Origin of the sequence: Streptomyces sp. NPDC021019 (assembly GCF_044333295.1) — a bacterium.
GTDB lineage: Bacteria > Actinomycetota > Actinomycetes > Streptomycetales > Streptomycetaceae > Streptomyces.
In genome coordinates this window covers 409,634-426,878 of sequence record NZ_JBIRQR010000002.1, presented here as the reverse complement: position 1 = coordinate 426,878, position 17,245 = coordinate 409,634, and the positions used below count along the sequence as shown (strand labels likewise).

At 72.9% G+C, this 17,245-nt stretch carries 16 protein-coding genes; 6 read left to right on the top strand and 10 right to left on the bottom strand.

Annotated features, from left to right (window positions below):
• Window positions 1-146: 146 nt before the first annotated feature.
• The 4 genes from sucB to ACH4RG_RS12840 all read right to left on the bottom strand — a co-directional run bounded on the left by sucB (window position 147) and on the right by ACH4RG_RS12840 (window position 6,339).
• Window positions 147-1,964 (bottom strand): 2-oxoglutarate dehydrogenase, E2 component, dihydrolipoamide succinyltransferase, encoded by a 1,818-nt coding sequence (gene sucB, locus ACH4RG_RS12855; protein WP_397916463.1) that lies wholly within the window; start codon window positions 1,962-1,964, stop codon window positions 147-149.
• Window positions 1,965-2,026: 62 nt separating this feature from the next.
• Window positions 2,027-3,415 carry a dihydrolipoyl dehydrogenase gene (lpdA, locus tag ACH4RG_RS12850; protein WP_397916462.1) on the bottom strand — a complete coding sequence of 463 codons (1,389 nt, stop codon included), beginning with the start codon at window positions 3,413-3,415 and terminating at the stop codon, window positions 2,027-2,029.
• A 369-nt stretch (window positions 3,416-3,784) separates the two neighbouring features.
• Window positions 3,785-5,341 carry a leucyl aminopeptidase gene (locus ACH4RG_RS12845; protein WP_397916461.1) on the bottom strand — a complete coding sequence of 519 codons (1,557 nt, stop codon included), beginning with the start codon at window positions 5,339-5,341 and terminating at the stop codon, window positions 3,785-3,787.
• 215 nt (window positions 5,342-5,556) lie between these two features.
• Complete coding sequence (locus ACH4RG_RS12840) at window positions 5,557-6,339, bottom strand: adenosylcobinamide-GDP ribazoletransferase (protein WP_397916460.1); 783 nt, start codon at window positions 6,337-6,339, stop codon at window positions 5,557-5,559.
• Window positions 6,340-6,427: 88 nt separating this feature from the next.
• Here ACH4RG_RS12840 and ACH4RG_RS12835 point away from each other — a divergent pair, with 88 nt between their 5' ends.
• The gene (locus ACH4RG_RS12835; RefSeq protein ID WP_397916459.1) at window positions 6,428-7,192 is read left to right on the top strand and encodes a hypothetical protein; all 765 of its coding nucleotides are present in this window, start codon (window positions 6,428-6,430) and stop codon (window positions 7,190-7,192) included.
• Here the strand turns inward: ACH4RG_RS12835 and ACH4RG_RS12830 are convergent.
• From ACH4RG_RS12830 to ACH4RG_RS12820, 3 genes are all read right to left on the bottom strand, one after another.
• On the bottom strand, window positions 7,090-7,854 hold the full coding sequence (locus ACH4RG_RS12830; RefSeq protein WP_398160919.1) for a hypothetical protein: 765 nt from the start codon (window positions 7,852-7,854) through the stop codon (window positions 7,090-7,092). The two genes, ACH4RG_RS12835 and ACH4RG_RS12830, sit on opposite strands and share 103 nt — an antisense overlap.
• 239 nt (window positions 7,855-8,093) lie before the next feature.
• Window positions 8,094-9,215, bottom strand: coding sequence for a nicotinate-nucleotide--dimethylbenzimidazole phosphoribosyltransferase (cobT, locus tag ACH4RG_RS12825; protein WP_397916457.1), 1,122 nt, complete (start codon window positions 9,213-9,215; stop codon window positions 8,094-8,096).
• A 172-nt stretch (window positions 9,216-9,387) separates the two neighbouring features.
• A complete protein-coding gene (locus ACH4RG_RS12820; RefSeq protein WP_398160921.1) occupies window positions 9,388-10,590 on the bottom strand; it encodes a bifunctional adenosylcobinamide kinase/adenosylcobinamide-phosphate guanylyltransferase in 1,203 nt (400 codons plus the stop codon).
• Between the two features lie 78 nt (window positions 10,591-10,668).
• Between ACH4RG_RS12820 and ACH4RG_RS12815 the strand changes: the two genes are divergently transcribed.
• A complete protein-coding gene (locus ACH4RG_RS12815) occupies window positions 10,669-10,878 on the top strand; it encodes a hypothetical protein (RefSeq protein WP_398160923.1) in 210 nt (69 codons plus the stop codon).
• 65 nt (window positions 10,879-10,943) lie between these two features.
• On the opposite strand, the gene ACH4RG_RS12810 is transcribed toward ACH4RG_RS12815, so the two are convergent.
• The 3 genes from ACH4RG_RS12810 to ACH4RG_RS12800 form a co-directional block, all read right to left on the bottom strand.
• Window positions 10,944-12,032, bottom strand: a complete 1,089-nt coding sequence (locus ACH4RG_RS12810; protein WP_397916455.1) for a S1C family serine protease — start codon at window positions 12,030-12,032, stop codon at window positions 10,944-10,946.
• A 75-nt stretch (window positions 12,033-12,107) separates the two neighbouring features.
• Window positions 12,108-12,800, bottom strand: a complete 693-nt coding sequence (locus ACH4RG_RS12805; RefSeq protein ID WP_397930547.1) for a class I SAM-dependent methyltransferase — start codon at window positions 12,798-12,800, stop codon at window positions 12,108-12,110.
• A gap of 98 nt (window positions 12,801-12,898) precedes the next feature.
• Window positions 12,899-13,498: a DUF3043 domain-containing protein gene (locus ACH4RG_RS12800; protein WP_007451204.1), complete on the bottom strand. Its 600-nt coding sequence runs from the start codon at window positions 13,496-13,498 to the stop codon at window positions 12,899-12,901.
• Between the two features lie 319 nt (window positions 13,499-13,817).
• Between ACH4RG_RS12800 and ACH4RG_RS12795 the strand changes: the two genes are divergently transcribed.
• The 4 genes from ACH4RG_RS12795 to ACH4RG_RS12780 all read left to right on the top strand — a co-directional run bounded on the left by ACH4RG_RS12795 (window position 13,818) and on the right by ACH4RG_RS12780 (window position 17,118).
• Window positions 13,818-14,600, top strand: coding sequence for a PspA/IM30 family protein (locus ACH4RG_RS12795; RefSeq protein WP_397916454.1), 783 nt, complete (start codon window positions 13,818-13,820; stop codon window positions 14,598-14,600).
• Window positions 14,601-14,609: 9 nt separating this feature from the next.
• Window positions 14,610-14,888, top strand: a complete 279-nt coding sequence (locus ACH4RG_RS12790; protein WP_397916453.1) for a hypothetical protein — start codon at window positions 14,610-14,612, stop codon at window positions 14,886-14,888.
• Between the two features lie 155 nt (window positions 14,889-15,043).
• On the top strand, window positions 15,044-16,327 hold the full coding sequence (locus ACH4RG_RS12785) for a sensor histidine kinase (RefSeq protein WP_397930440.1): 1,284 nt from the start codon (window positions 15,044-15,046) through the stop codon (window positions 16,325-16,327).
• Window positions 16,328-16,443: 116 nt separating this feature from the next.
• The gene (locus tag ACH4RG_RS12780; protein WP_397917211.1) at window positions 16,444-17,118 is read left to right on the top strand and encodes a response regulator; all 675 of its coding nucleotides are present in this window, start codon (window positions 16,444-16,446) and stop codon (window positions 17,116-17,118) included.
• Window positions 17,119-17,245: the final 127 nt, after the last annotated feature.

The window sequence follows — 17,245 nt, the reverse complement described above, 5'->3', positions numbered from 1 at the left end:
GAGGGCTCCTTCAGGGCAGACCGGTGCTGCCTACATCATCACGGCGGCGTAGGCCTTCTGTGGTGGTTAGACAATACGGCGGCGCCCCCGCCCGGATGAGTTCCGGACGGGGGCGCCGCTGGTGAGGCTGGTTACAGCCGGGGTGTTCAGAGGCCGAGCTCGACCTCGAACTCACCCGCCTCGAGGATCGCCTTGACCGACGTCAGGTAGCGGGCGGCGTCCGCGCCGTCCACCAGGCGGTGGTCGTAGGAGAGCACGACGTACGTCATGTCGCGCACCGCGATCGTCTCACCGAGGTCCGGGTGGTCGATGACCACCGGACGGCGGACCGTGGCGCCGATGCCCAGGATGGCCGCCTGGTTCGGGGGCACGATGACGGTGTCGAACAGCGCACCGCGCGAACCGGTGTTGGTGATGGTGAAGGTGGCGCCGGACATGTCGTCCGGCGTCAGGCCGCCACCGCGCGCCTTGCCCGCGAGCTCCGCGGTCTTCTTGGCGATGCCGGCGATGTTCAGGTCGCCCGCACCCTTGATGACCGGGGTCATCAGACCCTTCTCGGCGTCCACGGCGATGCCGATGTTCTCCGAGTCGAAGTACGTGATGGTGCCCTCGTCCTCGTTGATCCGGGCGTTGACGACCGGGTGGGCCTTCAGCGCCTGGGCCGCCGCCTTCACGAAGAACGGCATCGGGGACAGCTTGACGCCCTCACGGGCGAGGAAGGAGGCCTTCGCCTGGTTGCGCAGCTTCATCAGCTTGGTGATGTCGACCTCGACGACCGAGGTCAGCTGGGCCTGCGAGTGCAGCGCCTTCATCATGTTCTCGCCGATGACCTTGCGCATGCGGGTCATCTTGACCGTCTGACCGCGCAGCGGGGACGCCTCCAGCTTCGGCGCCTTGGCGGCCGCCGGAGCAGCGGCTGCCGGGGCCGGAGCGGCTGCGGCGGCCTTGGCGGCCTCCGCGGCGGCGACGACGTCCTGCTTGCGGATACGGCCGCCGACGCCGGTGCCCTTGACCGCGCTCAGGTCCACGTTGTTCTCGGACGCGAGCTTGCGGACCAGCGGCGTGACGTACGCGCCGTCGTCACCGGAGGGCGCGGCCGGGGCGGCCGGCGCCGGGGCGGCGGGGGCGGGCTGCGCCGGAGCCGGGGCGGCGGGAGCCGCCGGGGCCTGGGCCGGAGCGGCCGGAGCCGGAGCCGGGGGGGCGGCCGGAGCGGCGGGGGCCGGGGCGGGAGCCGCGGGGGCCTCCTGCTTCGGCTCCTCGGCCTTCGGGGCCTCCTGGGCCGGGGCGGCGGGCTGCGCCGGAGCGGCGGCCGGAGCCGCGCCCGGAGCGCCGATGACGGCGAGCTTCGCGCCGACCTCGGCGGTCTCGTCCTCGCCGACCACGATCTCCAGCAGCACACCGGCGACCGGGGCGGGGATCTCGGTGTCGACCTTGTCCGTGGAGACCTCCAGCAGCGGCTCGTCCTCGGCCACCTCCTCGCCGACCTCCTTGAGCCAGCGGGTGACGGTGCCCTCGGTGACGCTCTCGCCGAGCGCCGGGAGGGTGACGTCGGTGCCCCCGGCGGAGGAAGCGCCGGTGGTCGCCTCGGCGGTCGGGGCCTGGGCCGGAGCCTCGGTCTCGGTCGACGGGGCGGTGGGCGCCTCCTCGGCCTGCGGGGCCGGGGTGGAGGCGGGCTCGGCGGCCGGGGCCTCGGCAGCCGGGGCCTCGGCCTCGGCCGGAGCGCCCGAGCCGTCGTCGATGACGGCCAGCTCGGCGCCGACCTCGACGGTCTCGTCCTCGGCGACCTTGATGGAGGCCAGAACACCGGACGCGGGGGCCGGGATCTCGGTGTCGACCTTGTCGGTCGAGACCTCGAGCAACGGCTCGTCGGCCTCGACGCGCTCGCCCTCGGCCTTCAGCCAGCGGGTGACAGTGCCCTCGGTGACGCTCTCGCCGAGCGCCGGCAGGGTTACGGAAACCGACATGGTTTCAGTTGCTCCTTACGAAAATGCGGAAGTGGTCGGTCGTCGCGCCCGGGACCGGGGGATCAGTCGTGGGCGTGGAGAGGCTTGCCGGCCAGCGCCAGGTGAGCCTCGCCCATCGCCTCGTTCTGCGTCGGGTGTGCGTGGATGAGCTGGGCGACCTCGGAGGGCAGCGCCTCCCAGTTGTAGATCAGCTGGGCTTCGCCGACCTGCTCGCCCATGCGGTCGCCCACCATGTGGACGCCGACCACGGCACCGTCCTTGACCTGGACGAGCTTGATCTCGCCCGCGGTCTTCAGGATCTTGCTCTTGCCGTTGCCCGCGAGGTTGTACTTGAGGGCGACGACCTTGTCCGCGCCGTAGATCTCCTTGGCCTTGGCCTCGGTGATGCCGACGGAGGCGACCTCGGGGTGGCAGTACGTCACCTTGGGCACGCCGTCGTAGTCGATCGGAACGGTCTTCAGACCGGCGAGACGCTCCGCCACCAGAATGCCCTCGGCGAAGCCGACGTGGGCGAGCTGGAGGGTCGGGACGAGGTCGCCCACGGCCGAGATCGTCGGGACGTTGGTCTGCATGTACTCGTCGACCAGGACATAGCCGCGGTCCATCGCGACGCCCTGCTCCTCGTAGCCCAGGCCCTGCGAGACCGGGCCGCGGCCGATGGCGACGAGCAGCAGCTCCGCCTCGAAGGTCTTGCCGTCGGCGAGCGTCACGCGGACGCCGTCCTCGGTGTACTCGGCCTTGTCGAAGAAGGTGCCGAGGTTGAACTTGATGCCGCGCTTGCGGAACGCGCGCTCAAGAAGCTTGGAGCTGTTCTCGTCCTCGACCGGGACGAGGTGCTTGAGGCCCTCGACGACGGTGATCTCGGTGCCGAAGGACTTCCACGCCGAGGCGAACTCGACGCCGATGACGCCGCCGCCCAGCACGATCGCGGACTTCGGGACGCGGTCCATCTTCAGCGCGTGGTCCGAGGAGATGATCCGGTTGCCGTCGATCTCCAGGCCGGGCAGCGACTTCGGCACGGAGCCGGTCGCCAGCAGCACGTGGCGGCCCTGGACACGCTGGCCGTTCACGTCCACGGAAGTGGGGGAGGAGAGCTTGCCCTCACCCTCGATGTAGTGGACCTTGCGCGAGGCGATGAGTCCCTGGAGACCCTTGTACAGGCCCGAGATCACCTCGTCCTTGTACTTGTTGACGGCCTCCATGTCGATGCCCTCGAAGGTCGCCTTCACGCCGAACTGGGCCGACTCGCGGGCCTGGTCCGCGATCTCGCCCGCGTGCAGCAGTGCCTTCGTGGGAATGCAGCCGTTGTGCAGGCAGGTGCCGCCGACCTTGCCCTTCTCGATCAGGGCGACGTCCAGGCCCAGCTGCGCTCCGCGCAGGGCCGCGGCGTAACCGCCACTGCCACCGCCGAGGATCACTAGGTCGAAAACGGTGCTGGCGTCGTTCGCCACGTCACGTCCTCCATGCATGTGCGCCGTACGCCGGGCCCCATGGCTGGGGTGTGACCGGCCGGTCGGCTGGTGTGCGGCCGCTTTTGTCTTCGGCCCTGTGGTGGGGGCCCTGTCCTGCCGAGAACCCATCTTCGCACTTGTCGACGGTGGGCGGGACGCGGGGCCCGGGTCCGGGACGGATGATCGTCCGTCCCGGAGGGTTACTGCTGCGTAGATACCTACGGTTTCGGCCGGTGTTCGTCGAGAGCGAAACCCGCTCGCCCTTCGTCGCCCATCCCGCCTGTTCCGCTCATCCTTGCCGCTTACGCTCCGAGAACACGTACGGCCCCGGACCTATGCCCGGGGCCGTACGTGACGGAAGGCGGGAACTCAGCCGAGGTCGCCCGCGGCGGTGCGCTCGGCGAGCCGCACCAGGGTGCGGACCGCGGAGCCGGTGCCGCCCTTGGGCGTGTAGCCGTACGGCGCGCCCTCGTGGAAGGCCGGGCCCGCGATGTCCAGGTGCGCCCAGGCGATGCCCTCGCCCACGAACTCCTTCAGGAAGAGGCCGGCCACCAGGCCGCCGCCCATCCGCTCGCCCATGTTGGCGATGTCGGCGGTGGGGGAGTCCATGCCCTTGCGCAGGTCTGCGGGGAGCGGCATCGGCCAGGACGGCTCGCCGACCTCCTCGGCGATCTCGTGGATCGAGGTGCGGAAGGCGTCGTCGTTGGCCATCACGCCGAAGGTGCGGTTGCCGAGCGCCAGCACCATCGCGCCGGTCAGGGTCGCCACGTCGACGATCGCGTCCGGCTTCTCCTCCGAGGCGCGGGTCAGCGCGTCGGCCAGGACGAGCCGGCCCTCGGCGTCGGTGTTGAGGACCTCGACGGTCTTGCCGCTGTACATGCGGAGCACGTCACCGGGGCGGGTGGCGTTGCCGGAGGGCATGTTCTCGGCCAGTGCCAGCCAGCCGGTGACGTTGACCTTGAGACCCAGACGGGCGGCGGTGACGACGGCGGCGAACACGGCGGCGGCGCCGGCCATGTCGCACTTCATCGTCTCGTTGTGACCCGCCGGCTTGAGCGAGATGCCGCCCGAGTCGTAGGTGATGCCCTTGCCCACCAGGGCCAGGGTCTTCTCCGCCTTGGGGTGCGTGTAGGCGAGCTTCACCAGGCGCGGGCCGCGCTCGGCGCCCTGGCCGACGCCGAGGATGCCGCCGAAGCCGCCCTTGACCAGGGCCTTCTCGTCGAGGACCGTGACCTTGACGCCGTGCTCCTTGCCCGCGGCGGTGGCCACGGCGGCGAAGGACTCCGGGTACAGGTCGTTCGGCGGGGTGTTGATCAGGTCGCGGGCGCGGTTGATCTCCTCGACCAGCGCCAGCGAGCGCTCGACGGCGGCCTTGTAGGCCTTGTCGCGCGGCTTGGCGCCGAGCAGGGCCACCTCGGCGAGCGGCAGTTTCGGGCCACTGTCCTTGGACTTCGCGTCCTTGGGAGCGAGCTTGTTCTCGCCGCCCTGGTAGGCGGTGAAGGCGTACGCGCCCAGGAGCGCGCCCTCGGCGACGGCGGCGGCGTCCTCGACGGAGGCGGCGGGCAGCGCGAAGCCGGCCTTCTTGGAGCCGTGCAGCGCACGCGCCGCGGTGCCCGCCGCGCGGCGCAGCGCCTCGGCGTCGTAGGCGTCCTCCTTGTCCGGGACCGGACCGAGACCGACCGCGACGACGACCGGGGCCTTGAGGCCGGACGCGGCGGGCAGCTTGGTCACTTCGCCCTCGGCACCGGTGGCGCCCAGGGTCGCGAGGACGGCGGCGAGCTTTCCGTCGAACGCCTTGTCCACGGCCTCGGCGCCGGGCGCGAGGACCAGGCCCGACTTGGACCCAGCGCCCTTGGCGACGCCGACGACGAGTGCGTCGGCGCGCAGCGTCGCCGCACCGGCAGTGCTGAGAGTGAGAGCAGTCACGGTGGTGAAATCTCGCTTCCGTTGAGTTCGAGTTCGGTCGAGGGGTGGGCCGACCGTGCCCGGCGCATCGTAGACGCCCCGACGATGTGCCGGGAATGAGCCTACGCGCGCGGTTCCTGCTCCGGGACGGCGGCGGGGCTTCCCGGGACCTGCTCCGACCGTTGCGGCGGTCCGGAACGTCTCTCGGGAAGCACGGCGGCCGGTGCGCCCCGCCGTCAGGTCCCGAGCGCCAGCGCCACCAGGGCCGCCGTCGCCGCCGTCTCCCCGACGCCCCCGAAGACGTCCCCGGTGACCCCGCCGAACCGCCGCACGCAGTGCCGCAGCAGCAGTTCGGCGGCGGCGAGCGCGACGAGCACCGCGAGCGCGTGGCGCAGCGCCCCGTACGGGCCCAGCGGCGCCCCCGCCGCCGCGCACAGCGCCACCGTCACCACCGCCGCGAGCAGCGCCCGCCCGCCCGGGACCGTGGACGCCACCACCGCGCCGAGCCCCTCCGGCCGGGCCGCCGGGACGCCCTGACGGGACGCCAGGGTCAGCGCGAGACGGGCGGCGACGCCCGCGACGACGGCCCCGAGAGCCCCGTGCGCCCAACCCTCCCCGTACAGCTCGAAGAGGACCGCGACCTGGGCCAGCAGGACCAGGAGCAGCGTGATGACACCGAACGGCCCAATGTCGGACTGCTTCATGATCCGCAGCGCGTCCTCCGCCGGCTTCCCGCTGCCGAGGCCGTCCGCCGTGTCCGCCAGGCCGTCCAGGTGCAACCCCCGGGTGAGGGCGGCGGGCACCGCGACGGAGGCGACCGCCGCGAGCAGAGGCCCCGAGCCGGCCAGCAGGGACAGCGAGCCGAGGGTCCCGGCGAGCAGCCCCACCACGAGTCCGGCGAGCGGAGCGCAGAGCATGCCGGAGCGGGCGGTCGCGCGGTCCCAGCGGGTCACGCGGACGGGCAGCACGGTCAGGGTGCCGAAGGCGAAACGTATGCCGTGGCTGTTCAGGGAGGTCACCGCGCGCAGGCTAGCCGCTGGGCCCCGCCGATAGATTGGGCGAAACGCGCCAATCGCCGCGAAACCTGACGTAACGGGAGTGGGTGGCATGGGTCACTGGTGGCACGACAACATCGCGGAGCCGGGCAAGACGCCGCTGCTCCTCGCGCTGGCCGCCTTCGTCCTGACCTTCGCGATCACCCGCACCGTCACCCGCATGATCCGCGCCGGGAAGGGCCCGTTCCGCGACATCACCCCGGGCGGGGTGCACATCCACCATGTGGTGCCCGGGGTCGTGCTGACGGTGATCGGCGGGTTCGGCGCGGTGGCCGGCGGGCGGCACGGTGTGGCCGCGGGGATCTGCGCGGTGGTCTTCGGGGTGGGGGCCGGTCTGGTGCTGGACGAGTTCGCCCTGATCCTGCATCTGGACGACGTGTACTGGACCGAGGAGGGCCGCCGGAGCGTGGAGGTGGTCGTGCTGACCGTCTCGCTGGTGGCGCTGGTCCTGGCGGGCTTCTCGCCGCTCGGCGTCGACGACGTCACCGACGAGGAGCAGCAGGGGCGGCTCGGCCTCATCACGACCTACGTGATCAACTTCTGCTTCGTCCTGACCGCCCTGTTCAAGGGCAAGGCGCGGATGGCGGTGCTCGGCACCCTCGTCCCGTTCGTCGCCCTGGTCGGCGCGATCCGGCTGGCCCGCCCCACCTCACCCTGGGCCAGGCGCTTCTACCGCCACCGTCACCGGGCCCGCTCCCGGGCTCTGCTGCGGGCCTACCACCACGACGCGCGCTGGGCCGGGCCGCGCCGGAAGTTCCAGGACCTCATCGGCGGCGCCCCGGACCGCGTCCCGCCGCCGACCGCGCCCGGATCCTGAACGCGCCGCCGCCCGTGCCACTCCCGTACGCCACACACCACCAGGACGACGGCGATGGCGGCCAGATGCTCACGGCCCGCCAGGTTGTCCTTGACCAGGACCTCCACGACCATCGCGAGGACCACCAGCGCCCCGGTCAACCAGGCGCGATGCCGATGGCAGACGTAGACCGCGAGCCCCACGACGGCCGCCGAAGGGCCGGTGTCCACCACCTGCGCGTCGGAGGCGGGCAGCCCGAGGAACGTCTCCGGACCGAGCGCGATGCCGATCCGCGCGTACAGCGTCCCCGCCAGCGTCGCCAGATACGCCACCGCGAGCGTGTGCCGGCGCCCCAGGCACAGCTCCGCGACGCCGAACACCAGCAGGATCTGGGCCAGCGCACCCCACACCGGCAGATCGAGCGCGGGTACGAACAGGGACAGCGGCGTACGCGCCAGGGCGAGCCAGAGCGGGTCCTCGGCCCGTACGGCTCCGAGGCTCTGCACCGGCCCGTAGCCCCAGGCCTGGACCTGCGCCACCTGCACGGACGCGGTCAGCGCCACCGCGACCGTCGTCAGCGCGAGCGCCCGCGCACCGCGTCCGGCGAGCCCCCGCCGTACGGCCGTGAACAGCGGGCCCCACTCCCGTACCGCCGCCCGGCGCAGGGCGGGGAGACGGCTCATCCGCTCTTCTCGAACAACAGCATGGAAGGGGTCCCCGGTCGGTCGGACGGACGGTACGCGGCAACGGCGAGAGAGCGCGCCGAGCCGCGATCCCCCTCGAAGACGGACCGGGAGACGGCGCGGTTGAGCGCCGCCCGAGTGATGCCGATCTCGTCCGCGTGGTGGGGAGCCGGGAGCCTCGGACCCCGTCGAGGGCAGCCGCCTTCGGTTCCCCGTCCGCGCGGTGGGGAGCCGGAGCCTCAGACGCCGTCGAGGGCAGCCGCCTCCGGCCCCGACTCCGGCGCTTCCGCGCCCTCCGAGTCCTTCGCCTCCACGGTCTTCCCCGGTTCCCGCTCCGGCAGTTCGGCGGCCAGCGCCGCGGCCGCCCGCACCAGCGGCAGGGCCAGCAGCGCACCGCTGCCCTCGCCCACCGTCACGCCGTGGTCCAGCAGCGGGGTCAGCGCCATCCGGTCCAGCGCCTTCGTCTGCGCGGGCTCCCCGCTGACCTGACCGGCCAGCCACCAGTCCGGCGCCCGGAACGCCGCCCGCTGCGCCACCAGCGCGCAGGCAGCCGAGACGACCCCGTCCAGGATCACCGGCATCCGGCGCACCGCGCTCTGCAACAGGAAGCCCGTCATCGCCGCCAGATCCGCCCCGCCCGACGTCGCCAGCAGCTCCAGCTGGTCGCCGAGCACCGGCCGGGCCCGGCGCAGCGCGTCCCGGATCGCCGCGCACTTGCGCATCCACGCCAGGTCGTCGATGCCCGCACCGCCGCGACCGGTCACCACGGAGGCGTCCGTTCCGCAGAGCGCCGCGACGAGGGTGGCCGCGGCCGTGGTCCCGCCCACGCTGAGGTCGCCGAGCACCACCAGATCGGTGCCGGAGTCCGCCTCCTCGTCGGCGATCGCCATGCCCAGGCGGACCGCCTGCGCGGCCTCCTCCGCGCTGATCGCGTCCTCGACGTCGATCCGCCCCGAACCGCGCCGCACCCGGTGCCGCACCACGGACTCGGGCAGCAGCTCCGGATCGCAGTCCAGGGAGACGTCCACGATCCGCATCGGCACCGAGAAGCGCCGCGCCAGCACCGAGACCGGGCTCGCCCCGTCGAGGGCGGAGCGCACCAGCTCGTGCGCGCTTCCCGCGGGCCGGCCGGAGACGCCCAGTTCCGCCACCCCGTGGTCACCGGCGAAGAGCACCAGACGTGGTTGCTCGACGGCCCTGACCGGCACGGACTGCTGCGCGGCGCTGAGCCACTCGCCCAGCTCGTCGAGCCGTCCGAGCGCCCCCGGGGGCACGGTCAGTCGCTCGCGCCGCTCCTCGGCATCGCGCCGCACACCCCCGTCGGGGCGTTGGATCAGGTCGGAGAAGTCGTCCAGGTTCACGGAGGTCTGCCTCGCGGGTCGTCACGTCGGGTCCGGTCCGGGAACCCGGCGGCGGGCCCCCAGGGCGTGTCCGCCCCAGCCGGAACAGTACCGGTCGGCCCACGCCGACAACCGTGCCGTGACCGCGAGAGGGTGCGACGTCTGGGGGACACGGCGGCCCCCGGCAGCGGCATCACCCCCGCAGCACCAGCGCCTGCCCCGCCACCACCAGCAGCACCTGCTCGCACTCGGCCGCCACCGCCGCGTTCAGCCGCCCCAGCTCGTCCCGGAACCGCCGCCCCGCCGACGTCGCCGGCACCACCCCGGACCCCACCTCGTTGGTCACCAGCACCACGGGCCGGCGGGCCCCGCGCACCGCGGCGACCAGCTCCACGACCCGCTCCCGCAACGCCGCCTCGCCGCCCCCGTGCCACCGCTCGTCCTCCCAGGCCCCCACCCGGTCCATCGCGTCGGTCAGCCACAGCGACAGGCAGTCGATCAGCAGCGGTGGCCCGTCCGCCCGCAGCAGCTCCGCGACCTCGCAGGTCTCCTCGGTCCGCCAGGCGCCGGGCCTGCGCTCCCGGTGCAGTCCGATCCGGGCCGCCCACTCGGGGTCCCCGTCGCGGCGGCCGCCGGTCGCCACGTACACCACCTCCGGGAACGTCTCCAGGCGCTGCTCAGCCTCCAGCGACTTCCCCGACCGCGCGCCCCCCGTCACCAGCACCCGGCGCGGCACGTCCGGCACCGCGTGGTACTCGCCCACCACCAGCGTCGTCCCGTCCGGCACCGCCCGCGCACCGGCCGCCGCCAGCCGCCGGTCCAGCGCCGGGCCCGGCGGGGCGTCGTGGTCCAGGTGGACCGCGATCACCTCGGTGGCCGGCCCGACCGCGCCGGCCGCCCGCAGCCGGGCCACCGCGTCGGGCCGCCCGATCACATCCAGGACGACCATGTCCAGGGGCCGGTCCAGCCGCTCGGGCAGGCCGGAGGGGGCGGCCCCCGGCGGCAGGTACAGCAGCCGCTCGCCCTCCGGGGCGGTCACCTCGTAACCGGTCCCCGGGGCGTCCATCGCCGTCGCCCGCACCCGGTGCCCGCTGATGAGCGTCAGGACCTGGCCGTCCGGCACCCGACCGGCCGGCGGCAGCAGGGCGGGCAGCTCGACGGCGGGCCCGTCGTGCGGGTGCGTCAGCAGCACCTGCCGGACCGCGCCCAGTGAACGCCCCGCACGGGCGGCGGCGAACACCGCCCCGGGGGTGAGGTCCAGCAGCAGCGCGTCGTCGACCAGCAGCGCCGTCGCGGCCCGCGCCCACGGGCCGCGGGCCGAGGCGCAGGCCGCGCAGGGACAGGAGGGGCGGGGCAGCCCGTCGGGGGCTCCGGTGCCGAGCAGAGTCAGTTCCACACCTTGATCCTCCCGTGTCCCCGCGTGAGGTGCGCGTCCGGCTACGCTTCGGGAAGCAACGTGACCCAGGAGGCTGGCATGGCGTGGACGTGGCGGTTCGAGAAGTCCGACGGTACGGAGACGGAGCCGGCGTTGCAGCCGGAGGAGTTCACCACCCAGGGTGACGCGGAGTCCTGGATCGGTGAGTTCTGGAAGGAGCTCCTGGAGGGCGGCGCCGCTCAGGTGACGCTCTTCGAGGACACCACCAAGATCTACGGCCCGATGAGCCTGGAGGCGGACAGCACCTGAGGTTCGGCCGACACGAAAGGGCGGTACGGGAGGCCCGTACCGCCCTTTCCCCGGTCGGAGGGGGCTCAGATCTCCCCGAGCGTGACCTCCGCCGTCCGGCTGTCGCCGTCGCGCGTGTACGTCACGGTCACCTTCTGGCCGGGCTCGTCACCCGCCAGCGCCTCGGAGAGCGAGGTGATCGTGGTGACCTCGCTGTCCTCGATCTTCGTGATGGTGTCCCCGGGCCTCAGCCCCGCGTCGTCCGCCGCGCCGCCCCGCTCCACGCTGACCAGCGCCACCCCGGCGGGGCGGTAGCTGTCGTCGACGACCGTGCGGCCCGTGATGTTCAGCGCGGCCCGGCCCGAATCGGTGACCTTGCCGTCCTTGATGATCTGGTCGGCGACGGTCCTCACCATCGAGACGGGGATCGCGAAGCCGATGCCCGGCGCCGCGCTGTCGCCCATCCGCGGGTCGGTCGCCGCGAGGGTCGGAATGCCGATCACCTGGCTGTCGAGGTCGACGAGCGCCCCGCCGCTGTTGCCCGGGTTGATCGCCGCGGACGTCTGCACCATGTTGGCGATCGTCGCGCCCGTGCCGCCGCCCGCCCGGCTCTCGCTCACGGTCCGGCCGAGCGCCGAGACGATGCCCTGGGTGACGCTGCTGGAGAGGCCGAGCGGCGAGCCCATCGCCAGCACGATCTGTCCCACCCCGACCTTCTCCGCGTCGCCGAACTTCGCGGGCTTCAGCCCGTCCGGCACCTCGTCGAGCTTGATCACGGCCAGGTCCTGCTCCGGGTAGGAGGAGACCAGCGAAGCGCTCAGCACCGCCTCCCCGGTGGCGACGCTGACCTTGAACTTCTCCTCGTCACCGACCACATGGGCGTTGGTGACGATGTGCCCCTTGTCGTCGTAGACGACCCCGGAACCGAGGCCTTCCGAGGCGTCGATCTGCACTACCGACGGCAGTACGTCGTTGATGACGTCCTGGTAGGCGTTCTCCAGGTCGTCGGGGGCGCGCTTCACCGCACCCTGCGCCGTACCGGACGCACTGGCTTCGGGGGCGGGAGCCGCCGGACTCGTACCGGAGCAGCCGCCCGCCAGGGCGATGGCGCAGACGGCCGCGGACAGGGGAAGCAGCAGCCCGCGCGCCCGGCTGCGGGAGGGGGATACGTCCATATCCGGAGTCTGGGGCCCGCCCCGTTCGGGTGCCCGTGCTGATGGGCCGAACGGGCCGCCCCCGTCACGCCTGTTCTAGCCGCGCACGCCGCACAGGTGCAGCAGCGCCGCCACCCCCCGGTAGGGGTCGGTGCGCCCGGCCCGGTCCTCCAGGGCCAGGGCCCGCTCCAGCTCCTCGGCCGGCAGCTCCGTCCCGTCCGCCACGTTGTCCGTGAAGACCCGCACCCCGTACCAGGCGTGCAGCGGGGCGGCGATCCCCGCGAGCGTGGACCGCAGCGCGTCGAGCCGGTCGGCCCGCACGGTGAGGCCGAGGCGGTTGGTGTATGTGGCGGTGTCGAAGGCGGTCAGGGCCGCGCCGAAGTCTCCGGCGAGCCCCGGGCGCATCGCGAGCGCGTCCGCGTTCCGTACGAGCAGGGAGAGCAGTCCGCCGGGGGCCAGCATCCGGGCGAGCCCGGCCAGCATCGGGTCCGGCTCTTCGACGTACATCAGGACGCCGTGGCACAGCACCACGTCGAAGCTGCCGGGCAGGAAGTGCACACCGGTGTCCCGGCCGTCGCCCTCGATGAGCCTGACCCGCTCCCGGATGCCGTCCGGCTCGGTCGCCAGGGACTCACGGGCCGCCGTCAGCATTCCGGCGTCCGACTCCAGGCCGGTCACCGAGTGACCGGCCCGTGCCAGGCGCAGGGCCTGGGTGCCCTGGCCCATGCCGACGTCCAGCACACGCAGCCGCTGCCCCACCCGGAACCGTCCGGCTATCTGCTCGTCCAGCTGCCGCGCGACGAGCTCCTGGCGGACCCGGTCGCGTACGCCCCCGAGACCTGCCAGCCACGCCGAGGAGACCCCGGTGAAGCCGGAGGCTTCCGTACTCAGGGCCGCTCTCCGCGCTTGACCTGCGGCTTCGGAAGCCGCAGTCGGCGCATCTGGAGCGTGCGCATCAGGCCGTACGCCACGGCTCCGCGCTTGGGCGTGTCCGGGAAGCGCTCGCGCAACTGCTTCTTCAGGCGCATCGACAGACCGATCGAGTCGATCACGATCAGGATGATCACGCCGAGCCAGAGCAGCAACGAGATGCTCTGGATGTTCTGCACCTGGATCACGCTGAGGATCAGGATGATCACGGCGAGCGGCAGGAACCACTCGGCGATGCAGAAGCGCGAGTCCACGTAATCGCGGACGAAGCGCCTGACCGGGCCCTTGTCGCGGACCGGGAGGTAGCGCTCGTCGCCCGAGGCGAGCGCCTCGCGCTGCCGGGCCAGGTCGGTGCGCCGCGCTTCGCGCTGGCGCTTCATGGCCGCCTTGCGATCGGTCGGCGCACTCGACGCGGCACGACGGCGCTGCGTCTGGGCCTCGCTGCGCTTGGGGGTGGGGCGACCCTTGGGAGCCTGCGGGTCGCGGGGCTGCTGGGAGAGGTCCGCCGTCACCTTGTCGGTGGGGGCCTTCTCTGTCTTGGCACGGCTACGGAACACAAAACCCAAGGGTACGGGGTCGGCGCGCGGGCCCGGAGACCCGGGCGGGAACGATCCGGCAACGGACGGCGTCCCCCCAGGTGTCCCGACGGGGCGATACGGGTGTCAACCGCCCGTTCCCGCGCCCGTCACCAGAATGTTCCAGGGCCTCACCTACACCCTGGGCGGGAGTGTTCACGGGGCGCAGTCGTCCTTGGGGAGGAGCACATCGACGTCCGAACAGTGCGGTAATAGAGACAGGGCCCGTACTGTGGGTTCTATCGGGAGTGCTGGAGTCCAGTCCGTCAGAAGGGGGCGCGCGAAGCCCATGAGCGGTGTCATGAAGCGTATGGGGATGCTCTTCCGCGCGAAGGCAAACAAGGCCCTTGACCGGGCCGAGGATCCGCGCGAGACCCTCGACTACTCGTACCAGAAGCAGCTGGAGCTGCTTCAGAAGGTGCGCCGCGGCGTGGCCGACGTGGCGACGTCCCGCAAGCGCCTGGAGCTGCAGCTGAACCAGCTGCAGGGCCAGTCGTCCAAGCTGGAGGACCAGGGCCGCAAGGCGCTGGCGCTGGGCCGCGAAGACCTGGCGCGCGAAGCGCTGTCCCGGCGCGCCGCCCTCCAGCAGCAGGTCACCGACCTGGAGACGCAGCACACCACGCTGCAGGGCGAGGAGGAGAAGCTCACCCTCGCGGCCCAGCGCCTCCAGGCCAAGGTCGACGCCTTCCGCACGAAGAAGGAGACCATCAAGGCCACCTACACGGCGGCCCAGGCCCAGACCCGGATCGGCGAGGCCTTCTCCGGCATCTCCGAGGAGATGGGCGACGTGGGCCTCGCGATCCAGCGGGCCGAGGACAAGACGCAGCAGCTCCAGGCGCGGGCCGGCGCCATCGACGAGCTGCTCGCCTCCGGCGCCCTGGACGACCCGACCGGCACGGCGAAGGACGACATCGCCGCCGAGCTGGACCGGATCTCCGGCGGCACCGACGTGGAGCTGGAGCTGCAGCGCATGAAGGCCGAGCTGGCCGGTGGCTCCTCGTCCTCGCAGCAGGCCATCGAGGGCGGCGCACAGGACAGTGCGCAGTCGCAGCAGTCGTCCCCGCACAAGTTCGACAAGCAGTAAGGCAGCGTCATGATCGTACGGATCATGGGGGAGGGCCAGGTCGAACTGGCCGACAGTCACCTCGTCGAACTCAACGAGCTCGACGACGTCCTGCTCAAGGAGATGGAGAGCGGCGACGGCCCCGGCTTTCGCACGACCCTCCACGCGCTCCTGGACAAGGTGCGCGAGCTCGGCACTCCGCTGCCGGACGACTCCCTGGAGCCGTCCGAGCTGATCCTGCCGGCGCCCGACGCCACCCTCGAAGACGTCACCGCCATGCTCAGCGACGGAGGGCTCATCCCCAACTGAATCCACGGGCCGGCCCCGGCGGGCCCGCGGATCGCCGCACCAGCACCCCGCACCCCTGCCCCGTGCCCGGTCCGCCGGACGCGGGGCGGCGGTGCTCCGGGCCCCTCCCGGGAGAGGCTCCCGTCGCCGAGCGGGGCCGCGTACCGTAGCTGGACGTGACCACCCTCTCGTCCGGCTTCGCGCGCGCCCGCCGCTGGCTCCGGGACCATCCCCTCGCCTTCGACGCGACCCTCGCCCTCGGCTCCCTCGTCGCGATGATCGCCGGTTCGTTCGCGGACCCGGGCGCCGGACACGGGCCGACCTTCGGCACCCGCACGCCCGAGCCGTTCAGCGTGCTCCTGATGGTCCTCGCCGCCGTGGCCCTGGTCCTGCGGCGACGGCGGCCGATGGCGGTGCTCGCCGCCGCCGGGATCCTCTCGGCCGCCGAGTACATCCTGGTGGACCCGCCCGCCCCGGTCGTCATGAGCACGGTCATCGCCCTCTACACCGTCGCCTCGCACACCGACCGCCCCACCACCTGGCGGGTCGGGCTGCTGACCATGGGGGCGCTCACGGCGGCCTCCATGGTCTTCGGCTCGACGCCCTGGTACAGCCAGGAGAACCTCGGCGTGTTCGCCTGGATCGGGATGGCCGGGGCCGCCGGGGACGCCGTACGGAGCAGACGCGCGTTCGTCGACGCCATCCGGGAACGCGCCGAGCGGGCCGAGCGCACCCGTGAGGAGGAGGCCCGCCGCCGGGTCGCCGAGGAGCGGCTGCGGATCGCGCGGGACCTCCACGACGTCGTCGCCCACCACATCGCCCTGGTCAACGTCCAGGCCGGGGTCGCCGCCCACGTCATGGACAAGCGCCCGGACCAGGCCAAGGAAGCGCTCGCCCACGTCCGCGACGCCAGCCGCTCCGCGCTCAACGAACTCCGGGTCACCGTCGGCCTCCTGCGTCAGCAGGGCGACCCCGAGGCGCCCACCGAACCGGCCCCCGGGCTCGCCGTCCTCGGTGAGCTGGTCGACACCTTCCGCAACGCCGGGCTCCCCGTCGAGGTGGCCGGCTCCGACCACGGGAACCGGCTGCCCGCCGCCGTCGACCTGGCCGCCTACCGGGTCATCCAGGAGGCCCTGACCAACGTCCGCAAGCACGCGGGCGCCGGGGCCAGGGCCGAGGTGAGCGTCGTACGGGTGGGCGCAACCGCTGAGGTCACCGTGCTCGACAACGGCCGGGGGTGCGCCGCCCGACGGCCCGGCGCCGGAGCCGGCGACGACCTGGACAGCGGCGGTCACGGCCTGGTCGGCATGCGCGAACGCGTCACCGCACTCGGCGGGGCCCTCACCGCGGGCCCTCGGTACGGTGGCGGATTCCGGGTCCATGCGATCCTTCCCGTCGAGGCCCGCAAGGGTGAACCGGAGCGGCCGGGCACAGCGGGCGGAACGAGGCTCTGCCGATGACCCAGCCGACACCGGCACCGATACCGGCACCGACTCCGGCACCGACACGGACACCGGCACCCGCACCAGCACCCGCACCGGCACCGGCGACCGTGCCGCAGCAGGCTCCCATCAAGGTGCTGCTCGCCGACGACCAGACGCTGCTGCGCAGCGCGTTCCGGGTTCTGGTGGACTCCGAGCCGGACATGGAAGTGGTCGGCGAGGCCGCTGACGGGGCCCAGGCCGTCGAGCTGGCCCGCGCCACGGGCGCCGACGTGGTGCTCATGGACATCCGGATGCCGGGCACCGACGGACTCGCCGCCACCCGCATGATCAGCGCCGACCCGGAGCTGTCCGCGGTGCGGGTGGTCATGCTCACCACCTTCGAGGTCGACGAGTACGTGGTCCAGTCGCTGCGCGCCGGAGCCTCCGGCTTCCTCGGGAAGGGCGCGGAGCCGGAGGAGCTCCTCAACGCCATCCGGATCGCCGCGGCCGGCGAGGCGCTGCTCTCGCCCGCCGCGACAAAGGGGCTCATCACCACGTTCCTGGCCCAGGGCGGCAGCTCGGAGGAGGGGCCGGACAGCGCGGAGTACGCGGAGCGGCTGGCGGCGCTCACCGGCCGCGAACGCGAGGTGCTGGTGCAGGTCGCGGGCGGCCACTCCAACGACCGGATCGCCGAGCGGCTCGCGGTCAGCCCGCTCACCGTCAAGACCCATGTGAACCGGGCGATGGCGAAGCTGGGAGCCCGGGACCGGGCCCAATTGGTGGTAATCGCCTACGAATCGGGTCTGGTGCGTCCCCGGGCGGAGTGACCGGGTGCGGTTTCGGCGTACTGCGGTGTACTCCACCTGCGGTATGCGCGGCACAAGAAAGCAGCCCGGGGGGGCGACGTTTCGGCGGCGCGGAGCGGAGATCGTAGTACTGGGCTGGAGGTGCAGG